The 24,729-nt window shown below is 52.5% G+C and carries 26 protein-coding genes; 3 read left to right on the forward strand and 23 right to left on the reverse strand.

What is annotated here, in order from left to right:
• Positions 1–3 precede the first annotated feature (3 nt).
• The 3 genes from B5D20_RS00435 to B5D20_RS00445 all read right to left on the reverse strand — a co-directional run bounded on the left by B5D20_RS00435 (position 4) and on the right by B5D20_RS00445 (position 1,659).
• Positions 4–729, reverse strand: a complete 726-nt coding sequence (locus B5D20_RS00435) for an epoxyqueuosine reductase (protein ID WP_078664246.1) — start codon at positions 727–729, stop codon at positions 4–6.
• 179 nt (positions 730–908) lie between these two features.
• Entirely contained in the window at positions 909–1,454 is a 546-nt protein-coding gene (locus B5D20_RS00440) for a spore coat protein (RefSeq protein ID WP_078664247.1), read from the reverse strand.
• A 13-nt stretch (positions 1,455–1,467) separates the two neighbouring features.
• Positions 1,468–1,659 (reverse strand): ferritin family protein, encoded by a 192-nt coding sequence (locus B5D20_RS00445; protein ID WP_078664248.1) that lies wholly within the window; start codon positions 1,657–1,659, stop codon positions 1,468–1,470.
• Between the two features lie 132 nt (positions 1,660–1,791).
• Here B5D20_RS00445 and B5D20_RS00450 point away from each other — a divergent pair, with 132 nt between their 5' ends.
• Positions 1,792–2,454 (forward strand): DUF134 domain-containing protein, encoded by a 663-nt coding sequence (locus B5D20_RS00450; protein ID WP_078664249.1) that lies wholly within the window; start codon positions 1,792–1,794, stop codon positions 2,452–2,454.
• Between the two features lie 13 nt (positions 2,455–2,467).
• The gene (locus tag B5D20_RS00455) at positions 2,468–3,034 is read left to right on the forward strand and encodes a hemerythrin domain-containing protein (RefSeq protein ID WP_078664250.1); all 567 of its coding nucleotides are present in this window, start codon (positions 2,468–2,470) and stop codon (positions 3,032–3,034) included.
• 52 nt (positions 3,035–3,086) lie between these two features.
• On the opposite strand, the gene B5D20_RS00460 is transcribed toward B5D20_RS00455, so the two are convergent.
• The 14 genes from B5D20_RS00460 to B5D20_RS00525 all read right to left on the reverse strand — a co-directional run bounded on the left by B5D20_RS00460 (position 3,087) and on the right by B5D20_RS00525 (position 17,673).
• Complete coding sequence (locus tag B5D20_RS00460) at positions 3,087–4,052, reverse strand: ABC transporter ATP-binding protein (RefSeq protein ID WP_078664251.1); 966 nt, start codon at positions 4,050–4,052, stop codon at positions 3,087–3,089.
• Positions 4,053–5,072, reverse strand: coding sequence for an ABC transporter ATP-binding protein (locus B5D20_RS00465; RefSeq protein WP_078664252.1), 1,020 nt, complete (start codon positions 5,070–5,072; stop codon positions 4,053–4,055).
• Between the two features lie 12 nt (positions 5,073–5,084).
• Positions 5,085–5,981, reverse strand: coding sequence for an ABC transporter permease (locus B5D20_RS00470; protein ID WP_107754256.1), 897 nt, complete (start codon positions 5,979–5,981; stop codon positions 5,085–5,087).
• 23 nt (positions 5,982–6,004) lie between these two features.
• The gene (locus tag B5D20_RS00475; protein WP_078664253.1) at positions 6,005–6,934 is read right to left on the reverse strand and encodes an ABC transporter permease; all 930 of its coding nucleotides are present in this window, start codon (positions 6,932–6,934) and stop codon (positions 6,005–6,007) included.
• Between the two features lie 118 nt (positions 6,935–7,052).
• Positions 7,053–8,708, reverse strand: coding sequence for a peptide ABC transporter substrate-binding protein (locus B5D20_RS00480; protein ID WP_078664254.1), 1,656 nt, complete (start codon positions 8,706–8,708; stop codon positions 7,053–7,055).
• A gap of 29 nt (positions 8,709–8,737) precedes the next feature.
• Positions 8,738–9,193 (reverse strand): Lrp/AsnC family transcriptional regulator, encoded by a 456-nt coding sequence (locus tag B5D20_RS00485; protein WP_078664255.1) that lies wholly within the window; start codon positions 9,191–9,193, stop codon positions 8,738–8,740.
• 121 nt (positions 9,194–9,314) lie between these two features.
• On the reverse strand, positions 9,315–9,836 hold the full coding sequence (locus B5D20_RS00490) for a lytic transglycosylase domain-containing protein (protein WP_242946582.1): 522 nt from the start codon (positions 9,834–9,836) through the stop codon (positions 9,315–9,317).
• A 73-nt stretch (positions 9,837–9,909) separates the two neighbouring features.
• Positions 9,910–10,503, reverse strand: a complete 594-nt coding sequence (coaE, locus tag B5D20_RS00495) for a dephospho-CoA kinase (RefSeq protein ID WP_078664257.1) — start codon at positions 10,501–10,503, stop codon at positions 9,910–9,912.
• A 109-nt stretch (positions 10,504–10,612) separates the two neighbouring features.
• Complete coding sequence (gene ytaF / locus B5D20_RS00500) at positions 10,613–11,245, reverse strand: sporulation membrane protein YtaF (protein WP_159071810.1); 633 nt, start codon at positions 11,243–11,245, stop codon at positions 10,613–10,615.
• Between the two features lie 60 nt (positions 11,246–11,305).
• On the reverse strand, positions 11,306–12,133 hold the full coding sequence (mutM, locus tag B5D20_RS00505; protein ID WP_078664259.1) for a DNA-formamidopyrimidine glycosylase: 828 nt from the start codon (positions 12,131–12,133) through the stop codon (positions 11,306–11,308).
• 2 nt (positions 12,134–12,135) lie between these two features.
• Positions 12,136–14,664, reverse strand: coding sequence for a DNA polymerase I (gene polA, locus B5D20_RS00510; RefSeq protein WP_078664260.1), 2,529 nt, complete (start codon positions 14,662–14,664; stop codon positions 12,136–12,138).
• Positions 14,665–14,734: 70 nt separating this feature from the next.
• Positions 14,735–15,880: a DUF4349 domain-containing protein gene (locus B5D20_RS00515; RefSeq protein ID WP_078664261.1), complete on the reverse strand. Its 1,146-nt coding sequence runs from the start codon at positions 15,878–15,880 to the stop codon at positions 14,735–14,737.
• A complete protein-coding gene (locus tag B5D20_RS00520; RefSeq protein WP_078664262.1) occupies positions 15,877–16,407 on the reverse strand; it encodes an RNA polymerase sigma factor in 531 nt (176 codons plus the stop codon). Before B5D20_RS00520 ends, B5D20_RS00515 begins: the two co-directional genes overlap by 4 nt.
• A 75-nt stretch (positions 16,408–16,482) precedes the next feature.
• Positions 16,483–17,673, reverse strand: a complete 1,191-nt coding sequence (locus B5D20_RS00525; RefSeq protein WP_200803445.1) for an MFS transporter — start codon at positions 17,671–17,673, stop codon at positions 16,483–16,485.
• Positions 17,674–17,872: 199 nt separating this feature from the next.
• Here B5D20_RS00525 and B5D20_RS00530 point away from each other — a divergent pair, with 199 nt between their 5' ends.
• A complete protein-coding gene (locus tag B5D20_RS00530; RefSeq protein WP_143311757.1) occupies positions 17,873–18,847 on the forward strand; it encodes a hypothetical protein in 975 nt (324 codons plus the stop codon).
• On the opposite strand, the gene B5D20_RS00535 is transcribed toward B5D20_RS00530, so the two are convergent.
• The 6 genes from B5D20_RS00535 to B5D20_RS00560 form a co-directional block, all read right to left on the reverse strand.
• Positions 18,844–19,746: a DMT family transporter gene (locus tag B5D20_RS00535; RefSeq protein ID WP_078664265.1), complete on the reverse strand. Its 903-nt coding sequence runs from the start codon at positions 19,744–19,746 to the stop codon at positions 18,844–18,846. The genes B5D20_RS00530 and B5D20_RS00535 overlap by 4 nt on opposite strands.
• A 54-nt stretch (positions 19,747–19,800) precedes the next feature.
• Complete coding sequence (gene pyk / locus B5D20_RS00540; RefSeq protein WP_078664266.1) at positions 19,801–21,549, reverse strand: pyruvate kinase; 1,749 nt, start codon at positions 21,547–21,549, stop codon at positions 19,801–19,803.
• 18 nt (positions 21,550–21,567) lie between these two features.
• Positions 21,568–22,530: a 6-phosphofructokinase gene (gene pfkA / locus B5D20_RS00545; RefSeq protein ID WP_078664267.1), complete on the reverse strand. Its 963-nt coding sequence runs from the start codon at positions 22,528–22,530 to the stop codon at positions 21,568–21,570.
• A gap of 98 nt (positions 22,531–22,628) precedes the next feature.
• A complete protein-coding gene (locus tag B5D20_RS00550; RefSeq protein ID WP_078664268.1) occupies positions 22,629–23,588 on the reverse strand; it encodes an acetyl-CoA carboxylase carboxyltransferase subunit alpha in 960 nt (319 codons plus the stop codon).
• Complete coding sequence (gene accD, locus B5D20_RS00555) at positions 23,588–24,469, reverse strand: acetyl-CoA carboxylase, carboxyltransferase subunit beta (RefSeq protein WP_078664269.1); 882 nt, start codon at positions 24,467–24,469, stop codon at positions 23,588–23,590. Before accD ends, B5D20_RS00550 begins: the two co-directional genes overlap by 1 nt.
• 25 nt (positions 24,470–24,494) lie before the next feature.
• Positions 24,495–24,704 (reverse strand): hypothetical protein, encoded by a 210-nt coding sequence (locus tag B5D20_RS00560; protein WP_078664270.1) that lies wholly within the window; start codon positions 24,702–24,704, stop codon positions 24,495–24,497.
• Positions 24,705–24,729 lie beyond the last annotated feature (25 nt).

A 24,729-nucleotide genomic window follows, 5' to 3' on the forward strand; every position in this document is an offset into this window, starting at 1 on the left:
CATTTATCCCCCATTATCTTTTTTATTCCAGTATACCATATTTTTTTGTCCATTCTGTGAAATTGTAATCAGCCTGGCATTGCGCCGGATTACCCCGGCCCCGCGCCAGCCCGCCGCTGTTTTGCCCCAGCTCTCCTTGAATTGCCGGTTACTTAAACTCAATACCTCATCCACATCTATCCAGCCCCAGTCCCCCATTTTCTTTACCTGCTCCCGGTTATAGGGACAGACTTTCTGGCAATCATCACAACCGTACAGTCGGGGCGGCAGCAACCTTGCCTCTGCTTCAGTTATGTCCCCTCGCCGCTGACTGACCGCTGAAAGGCAGCGGCTCACCACCAGCCCCTGTTCAGTCAAGGCGCCACCAGGGCATGCTTCCAAACAGCGCCGACACTGTCCACAACGGCTGCCGGGTTTTTTTTCTATTTCGTTCTTCCCTCCATCTGCTGGGAAGGGCAATAAAGCTACCCCCAGGTTAACAAAAGAGCCGGCTTGCCAGTGGTAAAACAGGGTATTGCGGCCAATCCAGCCCAGGCCGGCTTTTACTGCCAGTTCCTTTTCCGGCCAGGGCCCGCTGTCTACCTGGATTTGTCCTGTTAACCCCATTCGCTGTAAAACTCGTTCCAGCATTTCCCGCATAACCCGGTGATAATCCTGACCCCAGGCCACCCGGGCCACATAGCCCTGGCACCTTCCCTCCTGTCGACGTTGCCATCCCTGCTCAGGCATGGCCCTTGCTACTACCAGGGCGGTCTGGCCCTGCCATGAAGTAAAACCAGCAGCCAGAAAACCAGCAGCCAGCGCTGCCTGCCTGATCTGTTCCAGTTTAATCCCCCCTGTGTCGCTTTATTCATTTTCTACTATTATAACATAAAAAGAGGAGCGAAAAATCGCTCCTCCCATTGGTCTTAGTATCTGCCGAATTGCTGCTGGCCATAACCACCGGCTTGCATCTGGTAATCGGGGTTGGTCTGGGTCCAGTCGTTCATCACCTGTTGCCGCATATTGCTCAGATTGGATTGCAGCACATTCTGGGCCTGAGCCAGAGATGGGGTCAGGGTTACACCCCCGCCAAAGCCACCCATCTGCTGCTGGCCAAACTGTTGCTGACCAATGGCTTGCTGGCCAAATTGGCCCATTTGCTGTTGACCCATGGGCTGTTGGCCAAATTGCTGACCAATTCGACTGATGGTGACACCACCGCCCATAACCTGACTGATGGCACTCTGAATTTGCTGGGGCTGAGCCGGTTGAACCTGATACCAGCCCCGCTGATTCATGGTATTCCAGAGATCGGACTGAATATTGTGTTCATCATTGAGTATGTTAAGTACCGACTGACGCAGGCTGGGATTGGCAGATTCATTGGCAAAATTGTCATAGGCAGAGGTAATGTACTTTTCCGTTACCAGCAAGTCCTGCAGAAGATCTTTATCTGTCATTTGGCCGAACATGGCTTTCACCTCCTTATTGTCCCAGGAATTGAATCAGGGTATTGTAGTGCTGTTGATGGCGCTGGGCTATTTGCTGACACATAGCCCGAATTTGGGGATCAGTAGTTTGAGCTGCATAGCTGTTGAACTTGGCAACCAGCAAGCGCTCATTATTGATCTGGTCCTGCAACAGTGTCAGCTCTTTTTGAGACAGTTGGCCAGGCATATACTTCACCTCCCCAGTAATTTTCCTTTTATAGTGTTATATTTCTAACGAAAAAAATTCATGGTATTTCATGCCAATTATTATTGACATATGTTCATAATCGTGTTATGTTGAAAATAAGGAGGTGATGGAATGGTCCGACCTACCCGGTGTCGACATATTAGAGCTTTGCCCTGGGCACGCTATTATAAACCGGCAGGTGTTCCTGCTAGCCATTTGCATGATATTGAACTCACCTTTGAAGAATTGGAAGCTATTCGCCTTAAAGATTATCTGGATCTGGAACAGGCGGAATGTGCCCAGACCATGGGGGTGAGTCGCCCTACTTTTCACCGCCTGCTCAAACAGGCCCGGCAAAAAATCGCCCATGCCCTGCTCATGGGCCATGGCATACTCATTCACGGAGGAGGCAGATATACGATGAAAATCGCTATACCCACTGAAAACGGTCAGGTTAATCCCCATTTCGGTCGTTCCCGGCAGTTTACCATAGTAACAGTGGAAGACAACCAGATTGTCAATAAAGCTCTGGTCGATACAGCCAGCTACCAGCATCAGCACGGCCGCCTGGCTGAACTGCTGCAATCAGAAGGGGTCAGCGTGGCCTTGGCCAGGGGTATCGGTCAGGGAGCTATGTCTCACTTGCAATCTGCCGGTATTAATGTCTATTGTGGAGCCAGTGGCACTGTTGAAGAAGCAGTTGCAGCCTTCCTTGCAGGCAAACTGACCAGTGGTACCCCTTCCTGCGGCTGCGGAGGCGGTCACAGTCATGGCCACCATCGTCATTCAGATTAAGAGGTGAAATTCAATGGATGCAAAAGAGATCCTGATTGCCGAACATAAACCTATCCTGCTGGTATTAAAGGCTATTCGCCAGCTTTGTTCTCAGATAGTGGAAGGGGCGGAGGTGGATACCGCCCTCTTCCGGCAGATTATTGAATTTGTCCGCAACTATGCCGATAAATATCATCACATGAAAGAAGAAGACCAGCTGTTTAACCGTATGGAAGGAGAAATGGACCAGCGGTTGAAGGATGGTCCCGTGCTGGGCATGCTGGTGGAACATGATCTGGGGCGGCGGTTTATCAGCAAACTGGCGGAAGCTCTCAACCGCTGGGATCAGGGCGATAAGAGTGCCAAACTGGATGTGATTGCCAATGCCATCGGCTATGAGCAGTTGTTGCAGGAACACATCCATAAGGAAGACAATGTCATCTATCCTCTGGCCTGGCGTCAACTGGCCCCGGAAACAAAAGAAAGCCTCAATCGGCTGTTTGCCGAAATTGAGGCTGATCCTGAAAATGCTGCGATCCGGGATAAGTATGTTAATTTTGCCCGGGAACTGGCGGATAGGCTGGGTATTGAATCAATTTAACAAACGTAAACCCCTCCGGAATAGAAAATTCTTCCAGAGGGGCTTTTTTCATTTATCTACCCACTTCACCGGCGAAGTGGCAGGCTACCATGTGACCGCCGCCCATATCTCTTAACTCCGGCTCCTGTTCAGCACAGATAGGCTTGGCATAACGGCAGCGGGTGCGGAAATGGCACCCACTGGGGGGATTGATGGGACTGGGCACATCCCCCTGCAGGATTATGCGCTGCCGGGAAGCCTCCACTTCCGGATCGGGAATGGGAATAGCTGACAGCAAGGCCTGGGTATAGAGCGGCCGGTCATACAGTTCAAAGGACTCAGCCAGCTCCACCATCTTGCCCAGATACATCACCGCTACCCGGTCACTGATGTATTTAACCATAGCCAGGTCATGGGCTATAAAGAGATAGGTCAGGCCCATTTTTTCCTGCAAATCCTTGAGCAGGTTAACCACCTGCGCCTGAATGGACACATCCAGGGCGGAGATGGGCTCATCGCAGATAATGAACTGGGGCTCTACTGCCAGGGCTCGAGCGATACCCACCCGCTGCCGCTGACCCCCGGAAAATTCATGGGGGAAGCGGTTAGCATGCTCGGCATTGAGGCCAACCAGACGCAAGAGCTCGATAATCCGTTCCTGGCGGGCCTTGCCCTTGGCCAGACCGTGGATATCCAGCGCCTCCCCGATGATATCCCCTACCGTCATACGGGGGTTCAGGGAAGCATAGGGGTCCTGGAAGATCATCTGCATGCCCCGCCGCAATTGCAGCAACTCTTTCCCCTTCAGATCATAGATATTGCGGCCATTGAATAGAACCTGACCGGCTGTGGGCTCATAGAGCCGGATGATGGTCCTACCGGCAGTGGACTTACCGCAACCTGACTCCCCTACCAGACCGACAGTTTCTCCCTTATGAATGGTCAGATTGAGGTTGTTGACCGCTTTCAGGACCTGGCCGTGGCCTACCTCGAAAAACTTTTTCAATCCTTTAACTTCTACCAGTGGTTGTTTGGCCACTTAGCCCACCTCCTTTACCTGCAGGCGTTCCGGTTTAGGCGCCTGAGGATGTTGCAACCAGCATGCTACCTGATGGCCGTTCCCCAGGTCTGTTACCGGTGGTTCCTGCTCCAAACAGACTTTCATGCAATATTCGCAACGGGCAGCAAAACCGCAGCCTTTAGGTGGATTGAGCAAATCCGGTGGTGTACCGTAAATGGGGCTGAGAGGCTCTTTTTTGCGGGCATCCAGCCGCGGTACAGAACGCAGCAACCCCCAGGTATAAGGATGCTGAGGTTTGTGGAAAATATCACGGGCAGTACCCACTTCCACTACCTTACCGGCATACATAACGATGACCCTTTCGCAGAGATCTGCCACTACCCCCAGATCATGAGTGATCAGGATAATGGAAGTATCCATATCCTTCTGCAAATCCCGCATTAAATCGATAATCTGGGCCTGGATGGTCACATCCAGGGCAGTAGTAGGCTCGTCAGCAATCAGCAGTTTGGGATTGCAGGCCAGGGCGATGGCAATCATAACCCGTTGCCGCATACCTCCGGAAAATTCATGCGGATATTGGTCCACCCGTTTTTCCGGGCTGGGAATGCCCACCTTCCCCAGCATCTCAATTGCTTTAGCCCGGGCCTGCTCCTTGCTCAAACCCTGGTGTTTGATCAAACCTTCGGCAATTTGCCGACCGATGGTCATGGTGGGGTTCAAGGAGGTCATGGGGTCCTGGAAGATCATACCGATCTCATTGCCCCGGATTTTTTCCATTTCCTGTTCGGTGGCATTAACCAGGTCCTTGCCCTGGAAAAGAATCTGACCACCTACAATTTTCCCGGGGGGCCAGGGAATCAGCCGCATAATGGACTGAGAGGTTACTGACTTACCACAACCGGACTCCCCTACGATCCCCACTGCTTCTCCTTTATTAACATGAAAACTGACACCGCGGACAGCCTGTACTTCACCAGCATAGGTGAAGAAAGACACCCGCAGGTCTTTGACCTCTAAGAGTTTTTCCTGTTGCAATCCCAGCACCTCCTATTTGCGCATACGGGGATCGAGGGCATCGCGCAGCCCGTCACCCAGGAAGTTAAAGGCTAAGATGGTAATGGTGATAAACATCGCGGGGAAGAAGATCTGCCAGGGATAGGAGTAAATCCCCTTGATGCCGTCACTGGCCAGCACACCCCAGGATGCCATAGGCGCAGAAACCCCCAGACCCAGGAAGCTGAGCCAGGCTTCGGTGAAAATTGCTTCCGGAATAGCCAGAGTCATTTGAATGATAATCGGACCCATGGCGTTGGGAATCAGATGGCGGAACAGGATACGCCAGGAACTGGCCCCCAGAGTGCGGGCTGCCAGCACATATTCCTGTTCTTTCAAGGCCAGCACCTGTCCCCGTACAATCCGGGCCATCCCCATCCAGTAAACCGCTCCCAGGGCAATCAAGATGGTTTTCAGGCCGGGAGTCATGATCACCATCAACAAAATCACGTAGAGCAGGAAAGGTACAGACCAGAAGATTTCCACAATCCGCATCATGATTTCATCCACTTTCCCGCCCAGGTAGCCGGAAATGCCACCATAGATAACACCGATGATAAAGGTAATCAAACTGGTGGCAATCCCAATGAACAAGGAGATGCGGGCACCGTACATCACCCGGGTGAAGAGATCCCGGCCCAGGTCATCGGTGCCGAACCAGTGCGCAGCTGAAGGGGGCAGGTTGGTTGCGTTCAGGTTCTGATCTGAATAAGTATACCCGCTGATATAGGGGCCAAAAATAGCCAGAATGATCATAATCCCGATAATCCACAGACCGGTTACTGCCAGCTTGTTTTTCTTCAGACGCCGCCAGGCATCCTGCCAGAAGGTGGTACTGGGTCGGGTGATGGCTTCTGCCGCCCCCTTTTCTACTTCCACCCGTTGAAACATCTCTTTGGACAGCTCCACCGTGATCACCCTTTCTTCTCCACAAGTTTTATGCGCGGATCAACAGCCGCATAGGCCAGGTCTACCAGCAGGTTCATCAAAACCAGGAAAATACTGTAGAAGATAGTCAGACCCATGATCACGGTATAATCCCGGTTGCTGATGCTGGTGACAAAATAGCGGCCCAGACCAGGAATAGCAAAAATATGCTCCACCACAAAGGAACCGGTGAAGATACCAGCCACCAGAGGGCCCAGATAGGTAATAATGGGCATTAAGGCATTGCGCAAAGCGTGCCGGTAGATAATTACCCGTTCAGACAACCCTTTGGCTTTAGCTGTCTTGATATAATCCTGTTGTAAGACCTCTAACATGCTGGAGCGCATAAATCTAGCAATAACCGCAGTCGGCATCCCGGATAGCGCCAGAGCGGGAAGCACCACATTCTCCCAGCTCCCCCACATCGCTGCCGGAAACCATTGCAGTTTGAGGGCAAACACGTACATCAGCAAGGTCGCCAGAATAAAACTGGGCACAGCAAATCCGATAGTGGACAAAATCATGGCCAGATAATCCTGCCACTTGTTATGTCGTAATGCAGCTATGATTCCGGAAATAATACCTACTATCAACGAAAAGGCAACAGCTACTGCCCCCAGGGTAGCGGAGACAGGGAAATAGGTTTTGATGATATCATTGACTGTAACCCCTTCTTCCTTGAAAGACGGGCCCAGGTTCCAGGTTACTACCCCTTTCAAGTAATCCAGGTACTGCTTGTACAGGGGATCATTAAGGTGATATTTTTCCTCCAGGTTCTTCTGAATAGCCGGCGGCAGTTTCTTATCCGCATCGAAAGGCCCGCCGGGAATGGCTTTCATCATAAAAAAGGTGAGGGTCACCACAAAAAAGAGGGCGGTCACCACCGAAATCGCACGCCTCACTAAAAATCTCAGCACCCCGAAAACACCTCCTGGCTGTACCATTATTTTACTAGTTCCCTAACAAGGTAAGAAGGTATATGCGGACTCCCTTAGCGGAGCCGCATATACCTCCCTGCCGTCCTCTAAAAGTAGCTTATTTCTCTGCTACCCAGGCCCACTTGAATTCGAAATAGGGACCAAAGCTGGGTACTACTACATCTTTCAGGTTATCTTTCATCAGATAGGGATGAGTATAGAAGTAGATAGGAGCAATGGGCATTTCATCCATGAGGATCTTTTCCGCTTCATGCATGTATTCCATGCGCTTGGCATTGTCAGACTCCAGGTTAGCCTTTTTGATCAGCTCATCATACCTGGCGTTGCTCCAGCCAGTATTGTTGTTACCGCCATTGGTGACAAACATATCCATGAAGGTCATGGGATCCAGATAGTCAGCACCCCAACCGGCACGGGAAATGTCATAATCCAGATTAGACTGGGACTTGAGGTAGACTTTCCACTCCTGGTTCACCAGTTTCACATTGATACCCAGGTTCTTTTTCCACATTTCCTGAATGGCCAGAGCTATCTTCTGATGGTTTTCATTGGTGTTATAGAGAATGGTGATCTCCGGGAAACCCTTGCCATCGGGATAACCAGCTTCAGCCAGCAGCTTCCTGGCTTCTTCTGCGTCGAAGGTCTTGATCAGGGAACCGCCTACTTTGCGGAAATCCTTATCCGGGGTTGCATCGGGGAAACCAACGGGAACAAAGGCATCAGCCGGAGTCTGTCCAGCCTTGGTTACATTCTTGACAATAGCTTCCCGGTCAATGGCCAGGGCCAGAGCTTTCCGCACCTTGGGATTATCCAGAGGTTTCCGGGTTACATTGAAACGATAGAAATAAGTGGTCAACTGGGGTCCGATTTTCAAAGAACCGTCTTTCTTCAGGTTTTCGATTTCCTGAGTGGGCGGATTGTTCCCAATATCGATCTGACCGGTCTTGAACATGGTCAGTTCAGTATCAGCAGATTCAACCATAGTGAAGACAACCTGATTCAGCTTCACAGTATTAGCATCCCAGTAGCCGGGGTTCTTTTCCACCACAATCTGCTGCTTAGGTGTCCATTCTTTCATCTTGAAGGGTCCGTTGGTAATCATGGTTTCCGGCTTTTTGAACCAGGCTTCGGGATTGGCCTCAACGGCTTTCTTGTTCACCGGATAGAGGGTGGAGAAAGCAGTCAGACCCAGGAACTGGGGAGCAGGAGCCTTAAGGGTTACTTCCAGGGTTTTATCATCGATGGCTTTGACCCCTACCTGAGCAGGGTCGGTGATTTTGCCGCTGTTGTACTCTTCCCCGTTTTTCAGGTAGTAGAGCTGATAAGCGTAGTCAGAAGCAGTCTTGGGATCCAGGGCCCGCAGCCAGGCGTATTCAAAATCTTTAGCAGTTACAGGGTCGCCATTGGACCACTTGGCATCCCGCAGATGGAAGGTGTATTTGGTACCATCTTCGGAAATCTCCCACTTTTCCGCCATACCAGGGGCAATTTTGCCATCCTTGTCATAGCGGGTCAAACCTTCAAACAGGGCATTTAGAACTGTCATTTCGGGAGCGCCGGTAGCTTTGGCGGGATCCAGAGTTTCCGGGTCAGCTCCCAGGTTGTACTTGATCACCTGTTCTTTGGCCATTTGTACTTCAGCCTGTTTGCCCCCTTCTTTGGTTTCAGTCTTGCCGGCACAACCAGCCAGACCGGCTCCCAGCACCAGGCTGAGAGAAAGAAGAGCGGCCAGTGCTTTTTTCCCAAATTTCATGCGCTAATCCTCCTTTAGATCAGTTTACCCTACACAAAATCAAAGGTGTCTTTGTAGACTTTGAGTTCAATCGACACATCCGCCCTGACAATTCCGGGAATCCTGGCCAGCTTCTGGTGGACAAATTCCAGGAGCCTTTCATTGTTCTCCACGTAAACCTGGATAATCAGGTCATAGGCCCCCGAGGAGACAGCGATAAAGCGAACCTCCTTGAAAGGTATCAGCTGCTGGGCTACCTCTTCGGTCATCCCTAACTGGGTAGTAAGGCCGATAATAGCCTGGGTATGTAACCCTACCCGGCCAGGATTGGCATGGACAACAATTTCTATAATCCCTTCCTCCACCATGCGGTTGACCCGGCTTCTCACCGTCCCTTCGCTCACTCCCAGGCGTTGCGCCATTTCTGTGTAGGGCTTGCGCCCATCTTCCTGGAGCAGTTTGATAATCTCACGGTCAAGTGCGTCAATTTCTCCCTGGCCTTTCATTTTCCCCTCCTAATAATAGCATGAGATGTTCTAGTTTACAATCTTTTTTCGTAGCGTGTTTTATATATTTCTACGTTTTTCGTAAGAATCCTGCTGAATATCTTGAGAATTTTGCAAAAATTTATTTTTGTGCATATAAAATTTGATAAATTTCATAAGCTCGCAGGGTTTTTTTAACATATGCTCTGGTTTCCGGAAAAGGAATGTCATCGATGGTGGAATGCTGTCCGCTCCATTTCTCTTTTTCCAGCCATTTCCGCACATTGCCACTGCCACCATTATAGGCAGCCAGGACGATTATCATGTCACCATTAAACTCCCGGGCCAGCTGATTTATGTACCAGCATCCCAGCTTGATATTAAGCTCCGGCCTTAACAAATCCTCCTCTTTTACCGACCCCAGTTGCAGTTGTGAAGCCGCCCAGCGGGCAGTTTCCGGCATCAGCTGCATTAAGCCAATGGCCCCTTTTTCCGAACGGGCCCGGGGATTAAATTTGCTTTCCGTATGAATTACCGCTGCCACCAGTAAGGGATCCAGATGATAGCGTTCCGCCTCCCGGTAGATCACCTCCTGATAGGGAAAGGGGTAGAGCCATTTCCACAGGGCCCGGCTCTGCCCGATAATGAGTATCAGCAAAAACAAAACAGCTACCCCTGTCCAATAGAGTGCTCTTTTTCTTCCTTTTCCATACTTTTTCAAACCACAACCACTCCATTTAAAGCAGCTGGAGCCATAATTCATCCACTTGCTTTTTCATCTCTTCTCTGCTTCCATTATTATCAATAACCCTGGTAGCATATACCATTTTTTTGTCCAGAGGCCACTGGGCAGCCAGCCTTCTTTGCGCTTCCTCAGCTGCCATACCCCGGGCCACCGCCCGCTCAATCTGAATTTTCGGCTCTACCGCCACCAGCCAGACCTCTTCCACCAGGTCGGTCAAACCCGCTTCAATTAACAGAGGTGCATCCACCACCGCTACCGGAGGTGGGGTAGGACGGTTGTTCAGCTCATTCAGGCGGCGCACTATCTCCTGTCTGACCAGGGGATGAGTGATGGCATTTAACAGAGCCAGGTCTTCCGAACGGGTAAAGACTCTCTCCGCCAGCACCTGCCGGTTAATAGACCCATCTTCATTGAGTACATCCCGGCCGAAATAGCGCACTACTTCCAGCCAGGCCGGCTGGCCTGGAGCCATCAGTTCCCGGGCAATCAAATCCGCATCCAGGATTTCTGCCCCTTTTTCTTTTAAATAAGACGAAACCGTGGACTTGCCACTGGCCAAACCGCCGGTCAGACCGATTACCCGCACGGTTACCGCTCCTTTCAGGCACATTATATACAGTATATATTCGAGCCTGAGGCGGCAATTCCTGCCCTGGATTACAGAAAAAGAAGACCGCTGCCGGTCCCCTTGTTGTTCATCTCAATTTATTTATCCCCAATACCACTAAAATCATTCCCGGTAAAATTGCTGCCCAGCGGGAAGAAGCTAGCCGACTGCAAACCTGTCCCAGTTTCAAGCCTCCTCCCACCATAATAAATGTGGTTACCCCCACCAGCAGGGGTATTTCCCACATACTGGCATCGGTTAGGCCCAGGCCAATTCCAGCGGCAAAGGCATCCAGCGCCAGGGCCACCCCCAGCCAGAGGGCTTCTACTGGTGAAATGACTCCCGAGCGATCCAGGTCCGCCTGCTGGGGCTCCCGCAAAATCTGGATAATTAAACCCAGACCGGGAATGCGAAATTTGACCAGGGTAGCCTCCTCTTTTTCTCCCCTTTCTTCAGCGGAGCCCAGCCTCTGGGCAAAAATCCAGATCCCCACCCCGATCAGAATCAGGCCGCCTATCTTTTCCGCCCAGACCGCAGGCAAAAAGCGGTACAATCCCTTTCCGCCCAGCAGGGACAGGGCCAGAGTAGCGGAAGACGCCAGGCTGATGATCAGGAGAGAATACCAGGGCACCCTGATCTGCCGTAAACCATAAGCCATCCCCGCAGCCAGTCCATCCAGACTCAACGCAACCGCGAATAAAATACCGACCAGTAAATTCAACCTCTTTCCCTCCCTTGCCAGATAAGTCTATCTCACTATATGGCAAGGGCAAGGGAAAGGTTACTGCTGGCAGACAGGACAGTAAACGGTGCTCCTGCCCGCCAGGCGCATTTTCTCCAGGATAGTGCCACAGCTGTGGCAGGGTGAACCGCTGCGACCATAGACCTTCAGCCTTGTCTGCATCTGGCCTTTCTGGCCCAGCCCATCCACATAATCACTGAAAGAAGTGCCCCGGTTTTCTATCCCTTCGGCCAGAACCTGACGTACTGCCAGCCAGAGGCGCTCGATCTCCTCCTGGCTCAAAGATTGACCAGGCCGATCCGGCTTGATACCTGCCCGGTAGAGAGCCTCATCGGCATAAATATTGCCCAGCCCGGCCACTATTTCCTGGTTCAGCAAAATATTCTTGATGGGAGCTTTTTTCCCCCGTACAGCTGCCGCCAGTGTTGCCACTGTCCATTCCTGCTCCAGAGGCTCTGGTCCCAGCCGGGCCAACCCTGGCTCTATCTCCAGTTGCTCCTGGCGGCAAAGCCGCACCTCACCAAAGCGGCGCACATCACTGAAACGCAGCTGTTGACCGCTGGACAGGTGCCAGATCAGATGGGTATGGGGCAACAAAGGCGCCTCCGCCTCTGCCAGCACCAGTCGGCCGGTCATGCGCAAATGGATCAGCAGTACCTGCCCATCATCCAGCAAAAAAAGCAGATATTTGCCCCGCCGCCGGATTTCCACAAAACGCCGTCCCATCAGGTTTGTAACGAAGGCCCGGGCATTCAGCACCCCTTTGATTACCCCCGGATGCAATACCTCTACTGCTCTGATTTCCTGGCCACACACAAGAGGGGAAAGGCTGCGTCGCACTGTCTCCACTTCCGGCAATTCCGGCATAATTACACCTCCAGCTGACTCATATCATACCAGTTATCTCCGGCCTTAACTTCCACTTCCAGGGGCACTGTCAGCTGTACTGCTGTGTCCATTGCTTCCCTGAGAACCCGGGCTACTTCCCGGACTTCTTCCGCCGGTACATCAAAAATCAGTTCATCGTGGACCTGCAGCAGCATTCTGGCCTTGAGCCCGGTTCTTTTCAGGGCCGCATCGGCTTTCAGCATCGCCACTTTCATAATATCCGCCGCTGTCCCCTGAATCGGGGTATTCACTGCTGTCCTCTCGCCAAAAGCCCGGACATTCCGGTTACTGCTGAACAGATCTGGCAAATAGCGGCGGCGTCCCAGCAGAGTAGTGACATAGCCTTGCTCTTTGGCCCGGGCTATGGTCTGGTTAATATAGTCCTTAACCCCGGGATACTGGCGAAAATAGCTTTCGATATAGGCCCTGGCTTCCGTCCGGCTGATTTTCAGATCCCGGGCCAAACCGAAGTCACTGAGCCCGTAGACAATCCCAAAATTGACCGCTTTGGCCGCCCGCCGCATTTCCCTGGTTACCGCTTCCCGCGGTACGCCAAAGACCTGGCTGGCGGTTTTGGTATGAATGTCTTCCCCATGCCGGAATGCTGCCACCAGCTCCGGATCCCCACTGAAATGAGCCAGAATGCGCAGCTCGATCTGGGAATAGTCGGCAGAAAGCAATTTATGTCCCGGTTCCAGGGGCCGAAAGGCCTTGCGGATGCGGCGGCCCAGTTCCAGCCGCACCGGAATATTCTGCAAATTGGGTTCGGTGCTGCTTAACCGTCCGGTCGCAGTAACGGCTTGATTAAAAGTAGTATGGATCAACCCATCAGCCCCCAGTAACTGTTGTAAGCCGGCTATATAGGTAGACTGCAGTTTGGCCAGCTGCCGGTACTCCAGGATTTTTTCCACGATAGGATGATGCAGAGCCAGTTCTTCCAGCACTTCGGCACTGGTGGAAAAACCGGTCTTGGTTTTCTTTAGCACCGGTAAACCCAGTTTATTAAAGAGAATTTCCCCCAGCTGTTTGGGAGAATTAAGGTTAAACTCCTCCCCCGCCAGCTGGTAAATTTCCCCGGTCAAGCGCTGGATCGCTGCCTGCAGCTCCTGGCCCATCTGTTCCAGCTCCCCGGCATCAACCCTTATTCCAGTCCGTTCCATGCGGAACAGCAGCTCAGCCAGGGGCTGTTCCACCTCAGTCAATAAATGGGTTAAATCCCTGGCTTCTAACTGTTCCCGGGCCTGTTCCCAGGCTTTTAGCAGTGAACCGGCCGGTGGTTCCTGTTTCTTGCCCGGATCCAGTAAATATCGGGCCAGCAGTAAATCTCCTGCTGGATTCAACCAGACCGCCTGCCCCAGAGCATTGCTTAGACCCCAGTTCAGGGTTTTTACATCATAAGTAATTACGGGCAAACCCAGCCCGACCAGCGTTTGAACCCGCTCCCGGGTCAGAGGAAAAGCCAGCTCTCCCTGTTCCGCTGCCAGCCAGAACTCTTCGATTTTAAATCTGGCATCGCCACTGCCATAAGGGTTATATCCCACAACCAGGTATCCTGCCTCCCGGGCTCCGGCCAGCAAACGCTGCCAGTCTGCTTCACTGCCAGGAACTACCGCTGGTTCCTCTGCCCTCACCTCAATTTCAGCACTGGTTGTATCTCCGAACCGTTTGAGCAGGGTTTTAAACTCCAGTTTGGTCAGCATTTCCTGCAAACGGGGATAATCAGGCTGCCGGCGCCTGAGTTCCTCCCAGCTGAAAGCCAGAGGTACATCCCGGCGTATCCGGGCCAGGTCGCGGCTCATAAAAGCCAATTCCCGACCCTGGAGCAGCTTTTCCTTCAGTTTCCCGGCAATCTCCCCTATGTTCTGATAAAGGTTCTCCAGGCTGCCATATTGCTGTAACAGTTTGAGGGCGGTTTTTTCCCCTACCCCCGGTACACCGGGAATATTGTCAGAACTGTCCCCCATCAGCCCCTTCAAATCCAGCATCTGAGCCGGTTGCAGTCCCGTCTTTTCCGTTAAATTCTCAAAATTATACCGCTCCAGATCACTGATGCCTTTCCGGCACAGCAAAACTTCCGTCTGTTCATCGATCAGCTGTAAACTATCCTTATCCCCGGTGACAATTAGACTCCTGATTCCCCCTTCTGTCCTGGCCCTTTCCACCAGGGTGCCGATGATATCATCTCCTTCATAGCCCTCCAGCTCACAGCGGGCTATGCGCAGAGCCTCCAGCACTTCCTTGACCAGGGGAAACTGGGGCCGCAGGTCATCAGGAGTTTTGGGCCGGTGTCCCTTGTACTCCGGATACAGCTCCAGCCGGTACTGAGGACGCCCGGCATCAAAAGCTACTGCCACCAGGTCAGGTTTTTCCTCTTCCAGCAATTTTAAAAGCATGTTAAGAAAACCAAAGACGGCATTGGTGGGTACCCCCGAACCGGTAGTCAGGGGAGGCAAGGCCCAGTAAGCTCTATGTACCAGACTATTGCCGTCAATTAACAGCAGTTTTTTCATTTCTGTCACCTCAAAAGTATTTTAACAAAAAAACAGGCCCGGGGCTACTTCCCCGGGTAGGAAATGCCTGCTAATTTTTCAGTTTGCGCTTGAGCCAGAAGATGGCCAGCCCCAGAATTCCACCGGCCAGGAGCAAGCGCCAGAAGTTATAGACCAGGCTCAGAAGCACTTGCCAGGCATCCTGAACCAGCTGATTGGTCCCCTCCCAGAAGGCCAGTTGCAGCTGGGCCCAGAATCCTTCCCCATCTACACCGATTCCGGCCGCCTGGTCTTTTTGCAGATTAACAGTAATAGTGGCAAATTCCACCTGGTTGTTCATTACTTTTAGCTGGGCCGTCAGACTGTCAATCTCACCCCGCACCCGGCCCACCTGCTCCTCCAGGCGCAGGATATCCTCCACTTTGGTGGCTTTCTGATACAGTTCCAGCAGCCTTTTTTCCTGGACCTTAAGATTGTTCAGCCTTGCTTCCAGGTCCGTGTACTGCAGGGTAACATCCTGGCTGCTGCGCTGGCTGGTAAGGATGCGGCCTTCCTTACCCAGACCGGCCAGGAAGCTGTCCAGTTTGGCAACTGGCAAACGCACCGTAACACTGGCCGACTGCACCTGGTCCTCCCTCTCCTGGTTACCCTGGAGAAAAGCATTTTCCACATAGCCTCCAAATTGTCCCGCTCTGGCTTGCAGGCGCTCGAAACTGGCCTGCACATCTTTTACGGCGATTTCCAGAGTAGCGGTCACAATCAATTTGCGCTCAACTGTACTCGAGGAGGCAGGAGGACTGCCCGATTCTTTCATTGGGGCCCCTGCCATACTCTTAGCCGTCAAAGTTGGGTCTGCATATGAATGATAAACGTTCTCTTGATTTAGTAAGGCCCGAACACCAGGCCAGAGGCTAAAGCTGACCACAGTCACCAGCAGCAAAGCTGCCACCAGACTGGCTACACCAGTAACGATTTTGCCCTTGCTCAACCGCAGCCACCAGTGCCCGGCACCTAAAGGCTGGCGGGCCAGCCTTGTTTTGAGTCTCTGCTGGAAATCAGGACCCGGTGTTTGCTCCGGTTCAGTCGCCAGCAGTTTCTGCAAGCGCTGCAGCTCCTCTTTTTCCTGCTGACAGGCGGTACAGGTAGCCAGATGCTCCTCCACTGCCATTCTTTCCTTTTCTGTCAGCATCCCATCCAGGAAAGGAGACAGCAGTTTTTTCACGCGTTCACAGGTCATAGTTCCCTCCCCCTTTCCCTGGCAGACAGCCAGAGCTGGCGCAAATTCTGCCGGGCCCGGGCCAGACGGGATTTGACTGTCCCCGGATTAATCCTCAGGATAGCGGCAATTTCCTCATAACTGAAACCCTGTACATCCCGGTAAATCAAAATCAGGCGCTGTTCTGGCGGCAGCTGATTTAACAGCTGCTGGACCTCCAGCTCCCCCTCGATGTCCTCCCTGACCGTCACAGCAATCTCTTCCTCCCAGGCTGTTTCCTGCTGGCGGGAACGCCGGCGAAGGGCATCTTTGCAGGTATTGGCAGCCACGCGATAGAGCCAGGTAGTAAAAGCCGCTTCCCCCTTGAAACCCGGTAATTGTAAAAAGACTTTCAGCCAGATCTCCTGGGCCAGATCTTCCGCATCCTCTCTGTTCCCCATCAAACGCCAGGCGACGCGCCAGACATAGGGCTGGTAATGTTCCGCCAGGCGGGCAAATGCCTCTTTATCCCCTTTTTGACTGCGGGCCAGCAGTTCTGCCAGTTCCATCCCTTCGCCTCCTTTCCGCTTTCAATCAGTTAGACGAAAAAAATGAGCCAGAAGTTCCCCCGGCTCACAATTTTTTTAACGAAAAACATACCACAAACCAGCTGTTGCCAGCAATGCCAGTCCGGACCCAAAATAAAAGGGAGCAGCCGGACCAGCCCATTGCCATAACCAGCCCGCCAGCAGACTGGCAGGCAGCAGACTGATACCCAGACTGAAATTATAGAGGCCATAGGCTGTCCCCCGCTTTTCCGCCGGAACCAGGTCCGCCACCAGGGCCTTGGCCACCCCTTCAGTGGCGCCATAATAGACTCCATAAAGGGCATAGAAAAACCAGACCTGCCAGCTGCTATCAGCTATGGCGAAACCAAGATAGACAACAGCATACACCAGCCAGCCCCCAACAATCAGATAAATCCGTGGAATGCGGTCAGAGAGTTTACCGGCGGGCCACGCTACTGCTGTCGTGAGTAAATTAAAGAGAGCCAGCAGAAAGAATATCTGCACCACCGATAAACCGACGTTCTGGGCTCTTAACAGCAAGAAAGCGTCACTGGAATTACCCAGGGTAAACAGAATATTAATCAGCAAAAATACCTTAAAGCGCCAGTCAAACCCGGATAAAGACCAGTCCAATCCCTGCTTCAGTGCTGATTTTTCCGCTTTCGGCTCCACTTCCTTAACAAAAAAAATCAGCAGTATAGTACCTATAAATACCGGAATGATCGCCGCCAGCACCAGATAGCGATAGCCTGTTAACGTTAGTTGTACTTGCCCCTGCTGGGACCAGTAAACCAGCAAGGCAGCCAGGGTAGCTCCTAGCACCGCTCCGAAGGGGTCAATGGCCCGGTGAAAACCGAAAGCCTGCCCCCGCTCTTCCGGAGCCACCGAATCAGCGATGAGCGCATCCCGGGGGGCGGTGCGAATCCCTTTGCCCACCCTGTCCAGAAAGCGAATGCCCAGCACCCAGAGCCAGCTACTGGCAAAATAGAGAAAAGGCCGGGAAAGGGCCGGAATCAGATAACCGGCTACCACCCATGGTTTACGGCGCCGAATCCGGTCAGATAAATAGCCGGCCAGAAATTTCAGCAGGGTAGCTGTAGTATCGGCTATCCCTTCAATCAAGCCAATAACCGAAGTCTTTACCCCCAGGATATTGCTGAGAAACAAGGGCAGGGTACGAATCACAATCTCACTGGAGAGGTCATTGAAAAAACTGACCCAGCCCAGTATGAAAACATTCCGCGGCAGTCCCCAGATTTTCTTCAATTGCCTTCTTCCTCCTCGTATGTAATTTTTGATCGCTTCCTCGGTGTTTTCGCTAACGCTAGCCACAAAAACTTCACCCCTTGTACATATTATTACATTTGTTGTATACTTGGGACAAGGGGTACAATGTTTGTCGGCCTTACTCATGACTGAAGTCACGAGTGTGCGGCCAACATGCATCAAATAGAGGAGTGATACTATGAAGCTAATAACCAGGTGGTTGAGTTTGTTCCTCTTGTTGCTATTAGCCTTTCCAGGACCAGCTCTGGCTAAAACCACCAGAAAAATAACAGACCGCAAGCCGCCTGTCCTCAGCTGGCTGCAAAAGCCCAATCCACCTCTGGTCAGCGGAGGTAACTGGCCCCTGCGTTTTCGCTTTAATGAAAAATCCCGGGTCTGGCTGGCTGTCTATAACAGTAAAGGCAAGGCATTAGTTCGTCCCATCCAGGGTCGCTGGTACCAGGTAAGCCCTATCGGGGTAAATATCAGCCTTAAAAACTGGCCAGCAGGCAACTACACCCTCTGGCTCACCGCCCAGGACCGGTTCGGCAACCGCAGTCGCTGGAAAATGACAGTAAAGATAGGTGACCGTCCGGCAAACAGTAGCCCTCCTGCCGTTAGCCCCGGCAATCCCGGGCGGCAAACCCCTGGCAGCAGCAGTACAGGGAGAGGCAGCTCCAGCAGTGGAGCTGGTGGCAACAGTAACGGCGGTAGCATCAGCACGGGAAGCTCTACTCCACCGGGGACAAACAATCCGGTTCCACCTTCTCCGTCGGCATCACCACCGGTAATAACTCCACCACCGGGGTCCTCGCAGTCGGAACCGGTAAACAATCTGCCAGCAGACGAGCTGGCCCGGTTATATGCTGTACCAAGGGTGGATGAGGTGAAAAACTCCGCCATTCCCGGCTATGCTATTCGTTTTTACCTGGCTGAACCCAGCTATGTATCGATTCGAATCTACAACAGTCAGCAGCAGGTAGTTGCGGTCATTTATGACCGGCCTACTGAACCCCTGCCTGATGGCCTCAACACCGTGGTCTGGGATAAAAAAGTCACCCTGGAACCCGGCCGCACTGACTGGGCCACCCCTGGTGTCTATACCTGGGAGGTAGTCGTGAAAAAAGGCGATGGCACCCTGGTTAACCGCTTCAGCGGTGAAATCCAGGTTTAAGATTGAGCAGCCGTTGCGGCTGCTCTTTCTTTTTTCCATTGTCCCAGCATTACCCCGGTTAGAATGGCCAGTAGTCCAAACCAGTCCTTCAGGTTTAAATTCTCTCCCAGGACAAATGCGGCCAGCAGGACAGTAAAGGCAGGCTCAAAACTGCTGATCAAGGCTGCTCGGCTCGCCCCCAGTTTTTCAATCCCGTAGAGATAACCCAGGATAGCCATAGCAGTGGAAACTACTCCAATAGCAAGCCCGGCGAGCAACCCTATACTGTCAAAAGCAGGCCACCAGCGCCAGGGCGGGGCCAGCGCGTTAAACAAAAGGGCACAGGCAAGGCAAATCCAGGCAGTCACAACCACTGGCGGTTTCGCCTCAACATTTTTCTGCCCCAGTATCCCGAACAGGGCATAAGCCCCTGGAGCCAGCAAAGCCAGACCTATCCCTCGCCACTCTGTAGCGCTGAACCCGCCCGCAAAAGGATTAAGCACCAGGGCACAACCCAGAAAGGACAAAGCTATTCCGCTCCATTGCCAGAAAGAAGGCCGCTCCAGGCCAAAAAACCAGGCCAGCAACGCAATCAAAGCGGGGTAGAGATAAAGGATCAAAGCGGTGAGCCCCGCCGGTATATATTGCAAGGATGAGAAATATCCTATGGCCGTAATCCCATAGCCCAGCCAGCCCTGTAAAGCAAAACGCACGGTTTGGACCGGTCCAAGTCGCCACTGGCCGGGATATTTCCAGACCAGCAGAGGCCAGAGGACCCCGCAGGCCGCCAGAAAGCGCAAAGCCAGCAAACTGTAGGGATCAGCCCCGTGCTGATAGGCAATTTTAACGAAAATGGCCATGGAGCCGAAGCCCATGGCCGAAATGACAGTTGCCAGCAGTCCCTGCCATTTTTTGTCCATTTTCTTCCCCTCCCCAGAGACTATTATAGCACAGAAAGGGGAGCTATACCACCATTAGAGAACATTGGCAGTTCCGCGATAAATCAGCCCCCGCATGCCATCAACGGTGACCAGGGTGCCATCCTCCAGAATGTGAGTAGCATTATCCACACCTACTACGACACCGATACCCAGATTGAGGCCGACAATGGCAGCATGAGAGGTCAATCCACCGGTTTCGGTAATCACTGCGGCACATTTTTCCATTACCGGTACAAAATCCTTATCTGTAGCGATGGTAACCAGAATATCGCCAGGCTTGATTTTGGCCTCCGCTTCCTTCGCTGTGCGGGCCACTTTTACTGTACCTGTTACCGCCCGGGCCCCTATTCCGGTTCCTTTGGCCAGAATCTCTCCCACAGTGTGTACCTTGATCAAATTGGTTGTTCCCGGCACCCCAACCGGTACACCGGCAGTGATTACCACCAGATCACCGGCTTTTATCAGACCGGCAGCCAGGGCGGTTTCCACTGATACCTTCAGCATTTCATCTGTGGATTTGGTTTCCTTACAGAGCAGGGGATATACCCCCCAGACCAGCAAGAGCTTGCGGATCACATCCATTTTGGGAGTAATGGCTACAACCGGGGCCTGAGGACGGTATTTGGAAACCATTTTGGCTGTATGGCCTGATTTGGTGGCACAGATAATAGCGGAAGCCCCCAGATCATGGGCGGTAGTCACCGTGGCATGGCTGATAGCATCGGTGGTGGTCCGTTCCGGCACTATCCCTCGCCTTACCGTTAACTCCTCATAGCGCAAAGCCCTTTCCGCCCGTTCGGCAATGCGAGCCATGGTTTTTACCGCTTCCACAGGATATTTGCCCGCTGCTGTTTCCCCACTGAGCATGATCGCATCAGTGCCATCAAAGATAGCATTGGCCACATCGGTAGCTTCTGCCCGGGTAGGACGGGGATTACGGATCATGGAATCCAGCATCTGGGTCGCAGTAATTACCGGCTTACCGGCCCGGTTGCATTTTTCGATGATCATTTTCTGGACCAGCGGTACTTCATCAATGGGAATCTCCACTCCCAGGTCACCCCGGGCCACCATGATACCATCCGCTACCTTCAGGATTTCATCAATATTGTTAACCCCTTCATGGTTTTCGATTTTGGCGATAATCTGCATATCTGAGCTATGTTTTTCCAGAATCTCACGAATGGCCAGCACGTCCGCCGCTTTGCGCACAAAAGAGGCCGCAATAAAATCCATGCCCATCTTGATCCCGAATTCAATATCGGCAATGTCCTTCTCAGTAAGAGCAGGCAAGTTGATAACTGCACCGGGAACATTTACCCCTTTACGGGAGCTGATTTCCCCGCCATTTTCCACTACACAGTGAATTTCCGTGCCTTCAATTCGCTCCACTTTCAGGCCGATCAAGCCATCATCGATGAGGATGGAAGTACCTTCCCGCACATCTTCAGGCAAACCTTTGTAGGTTACAGGTATGCGGTTGCCCTCTCCTTCCATCTCTTCCGCAGTCAGAATCAGCTTGTCCCCGGGGTTGACAGTGATTTTTTCCTTCAGGACCCCCAGGCGAATTTCCGGGCCCTTGGTATCCAGTAAGATGGCCACCGGCCGGTTGGCCTTAGCAGATGCCTGGCGGATAGCCTCCACCCTCCGCCCGTGTTCCTCATGGGTGCCATGGGAAAAATTCAGCCGGGCCACATTCATTCCAGCTTCAATCAATTGAACCAGAGTCTCCACCTGCTCACTGGCAGGACCAATGGTGCAAATAATTTTGGTACGCCGCACCTTAATTCCCTCCTCTTGCTATATCGAAAGAATATTGGCCAGTTTATAGACCTCCAGGTCAATCTCCTTTTTCTGCTGCAAAGCCCATTCAATATCAAAGTCTTTAATTTGCTCGGAAACTATACCTACCATTTTTTTGCTCTCCCCTGCCAGCAGCAATTCCACCGCTTTGGCACCCATGCGGGCTGCCAGCACCCGGTCAAAGGCTGATGGCGCTCCACCCCGCTGAATATGGCCCAGAATGGTCACCCTGGTATCAAAACCGGTTTTTTCTTCAATATATTTACCGATGTCCAGGGCACTGCCTGCCCCTTCTGCCACCAGGATGATAGAATGCAACTTACCCCGGGCATGGCCTCTTAAAAGTTTTTGCACCACATCCTCCAGGCTAAAGGGAACTTCCGGGATGAGGATGGATTCCGCCCCCCCGGCCAGGCCGGCTTGCAGGGCTATGTAACCAGCCCGCCGCCCCATGACTTCAATGATAAAGGTGCGTTCATGGGAAGTAGCGGTATCGCGGATTTTGTTGATGGCATCCAGCACCGTGTTGACACAGGTATCAAAACCAATTGTGTAATCCGTGCAGGGAATGTCATTATCAATGGTGCCGGGAATGCCGATCACCTTGATGCCATGTTCATTGGCCAGCAAGGTGGCACCGCGGAAGGACCCATCACCACCAATAACAACCAGGGCATCCACTTCCATTTTGCGCAGATTATCAGCCGCCTGGGCCCTGCCCTGCGGAGTGCGGAAGGCCTCGGAACGAGCTGTGCGTAAAACGGTACCGCCCCGGTGCACAATATCTCCAACAGAACTGAGATTCATCAGCCTCATTTCGCCATTGATCAGGCCGGCATAGCCCCGTTCGATTCCCACCACTTCCAGACCGTGATAAATGGCAGTCCGAACCACCGCCCGCACTGCTGAATTCATGCCCGGTGCATCGCCACCACTGGTAAGTACGCCAATTCTTTTCATGCCAATTACCCCCTTGCCACTTTTTGTCCTGGCGGGCCTTTAACTGTCCCAGCCTTGTAATAAAGGAGCCGATGGGGCAATGCCTCATCGGTAATAGTTTATCCCTCCTGAAAACTGCCTATACGGCGAAAACGCTGATAACGCTGTTCCATTAACTGTTCTCCCGTCTGACCGGCCAGCTCCTGCAGTCCCTGGAGCAGTTGCTCCTTGACCTTGCTGGCTGTAAACTCATGATCCCGATGGGCCCCTGCCAGGGGTTCAGGAATGATGCCATCTATTACCCCCAGCTGCAGGAGATCCTGGGCGGTCAGCTTCATGGTTTCAGCCGCCCGGGGCGCCTGACTGCCATCTTTCCAGAGAATAGCAGCAAAGCCTTCCGGGGAAATCACGGAGTAAACAGAATATTCCAGCATATATACCTTATTGCCAAGGCCCAGGGCCAGCGCTCCACCACTGCCCCCTTCACCGATAACTACTGCCAGCAGGGGAACAGAAAGTCCAGCCATGGCGTAAAGAGCTCGGGCAATGGCTTCTCCCTGGCCCCGTTCCTCTGCCCCAATCCCGCAAAAAGCCCCCGGGGTATCAATAAAGGTGATGATGGGGCGTTTAAACCGTTGCGCCTGTTCCATCAAGCGAATGGCCTTGCGATAGCCTTCAGGATGGGGCATACCGAAATTGCGGGCAATATTTTCCCTGGTATCCCGCCCTTTCTGGTGCCCTAGCACCGTTACCGGCCGCCCTTCCAGGAGGGCAATCCCCCCTACCAGAGCAGCATCATCGGCAAAATTGCGGTCACCGTGCAATTCGATGAAATCATCAAAAATTAAATTAATATAGTCCAGGGTGGTTGGCCGCTGGGGATGACGGGCGATTTGCACCTTCTGCCAGGGTGTCAGGTTGGTATAGATCTCCTGACTCAGCTGCCGGGCTTTTTCCTCCATAGTAGCGATTTCTCGCGAGAGGTCAATCCCCTTCTCCTGGGAAAATTTCCTCAGTTCCGCGATTTTGTTTTCCAGCTCCAGGAGAGGCTTTTCAAACTCCAGTAAAGTCACAGCCATTAAGCCTTCACCTCCTGAGGCTGGTGCCAGGCCAGCAGTTTAGTCAGTACCGTTGCCAGTTCCTTGCGGTGTACTACCTTGTCCACCTGACCATGTTGCTGCAAAAACTCCGCCCGCTGAAACCCTTCCGGCAACTTCTGTCTGATGGTCTGTTCAATCACCCGGGGCCCGGCAAAGCCGATGAGAGCACCCGGTTCAGCCAGAATGATGTCCCCCTGGGAGGCAAAACTGGCAGTCACCCCACCGGTAGTGGGATCAGTCAGAACCGTTATGTAGAGCAGGCCTGCCTCTTTCAATCGGCGCACCGCCAGGCTGGTTTTGCCCATTTGCATCAGAGAGAGAATGCCTTCCTGCATGCGGGCTCCCCCGGAAGTGGCAAAAACCACTACCGGTAACCGCCGTTCAATAGCAGCCTCAATAGCCCGGGTGATTTTTTCCCCTACCGCTGAGCCCATGCTGGCCATAATGAACTGATTGTCCATCACCACCAGCATTACAGGCTGGCCCCCAATGGTGGCAGTACCACACACAACAGCTTCCTTTAAGCCAGTTTTGCTCTGGGCTTCAGCCAGTTTGCCCTCATAGCCGGGAAAGCCCAGCGGATTTACGGAAGTAAGCCCGGCATCCAGTTCGACAAAGCTGTCCCCATCCACTAACTGCTGAATCCTTTCCCGGGCAGTGAGATGGAAATGGAACTGGCAATGGGGGCAAACTTTGAGATTGCGTTCCAGTTCTTTTATAAACACAATCTGACCGCATTTAGCACATTTTTGCCAGAGTCCTTCCGGTATTTCCCGTTTAACTGCCGGTTCTGCCGGTTTAGCCGGTCCGGGCTGGACCGTCACATATTTGGGCTTTTTAAATAAATCCTTTAAAGCCATGAACGGGCTTTCACCTCATTTCCCTTTAACGTCCATAAACAGCATGGTTGTTAATAACTTCCAGAGCGTCTTCCAGTTCGGAAGCCGGAACCAGTATTTCATAAGCGCGGTCATCCTGGGTGGAACTGGCCAGGCCCACCGGACGTAGTGAAACCAGAAACCCTTCTGCCATCAGCACATCCCGCAGTTTTTCCGCTGCCGTTTTGCTGGGAGCGATATAAACTACTTTTAGCACCTTTTTCCGCCCTCCCTTTTCCTTC

Origin of the sequence: Carboxydocella sporoproducens DSM 16521 (assembly GCF_900167165.1) — a bacterium.
In the GTDB taxonomy this organism is placed as follows: domain Bacteria; phylum Bacillota.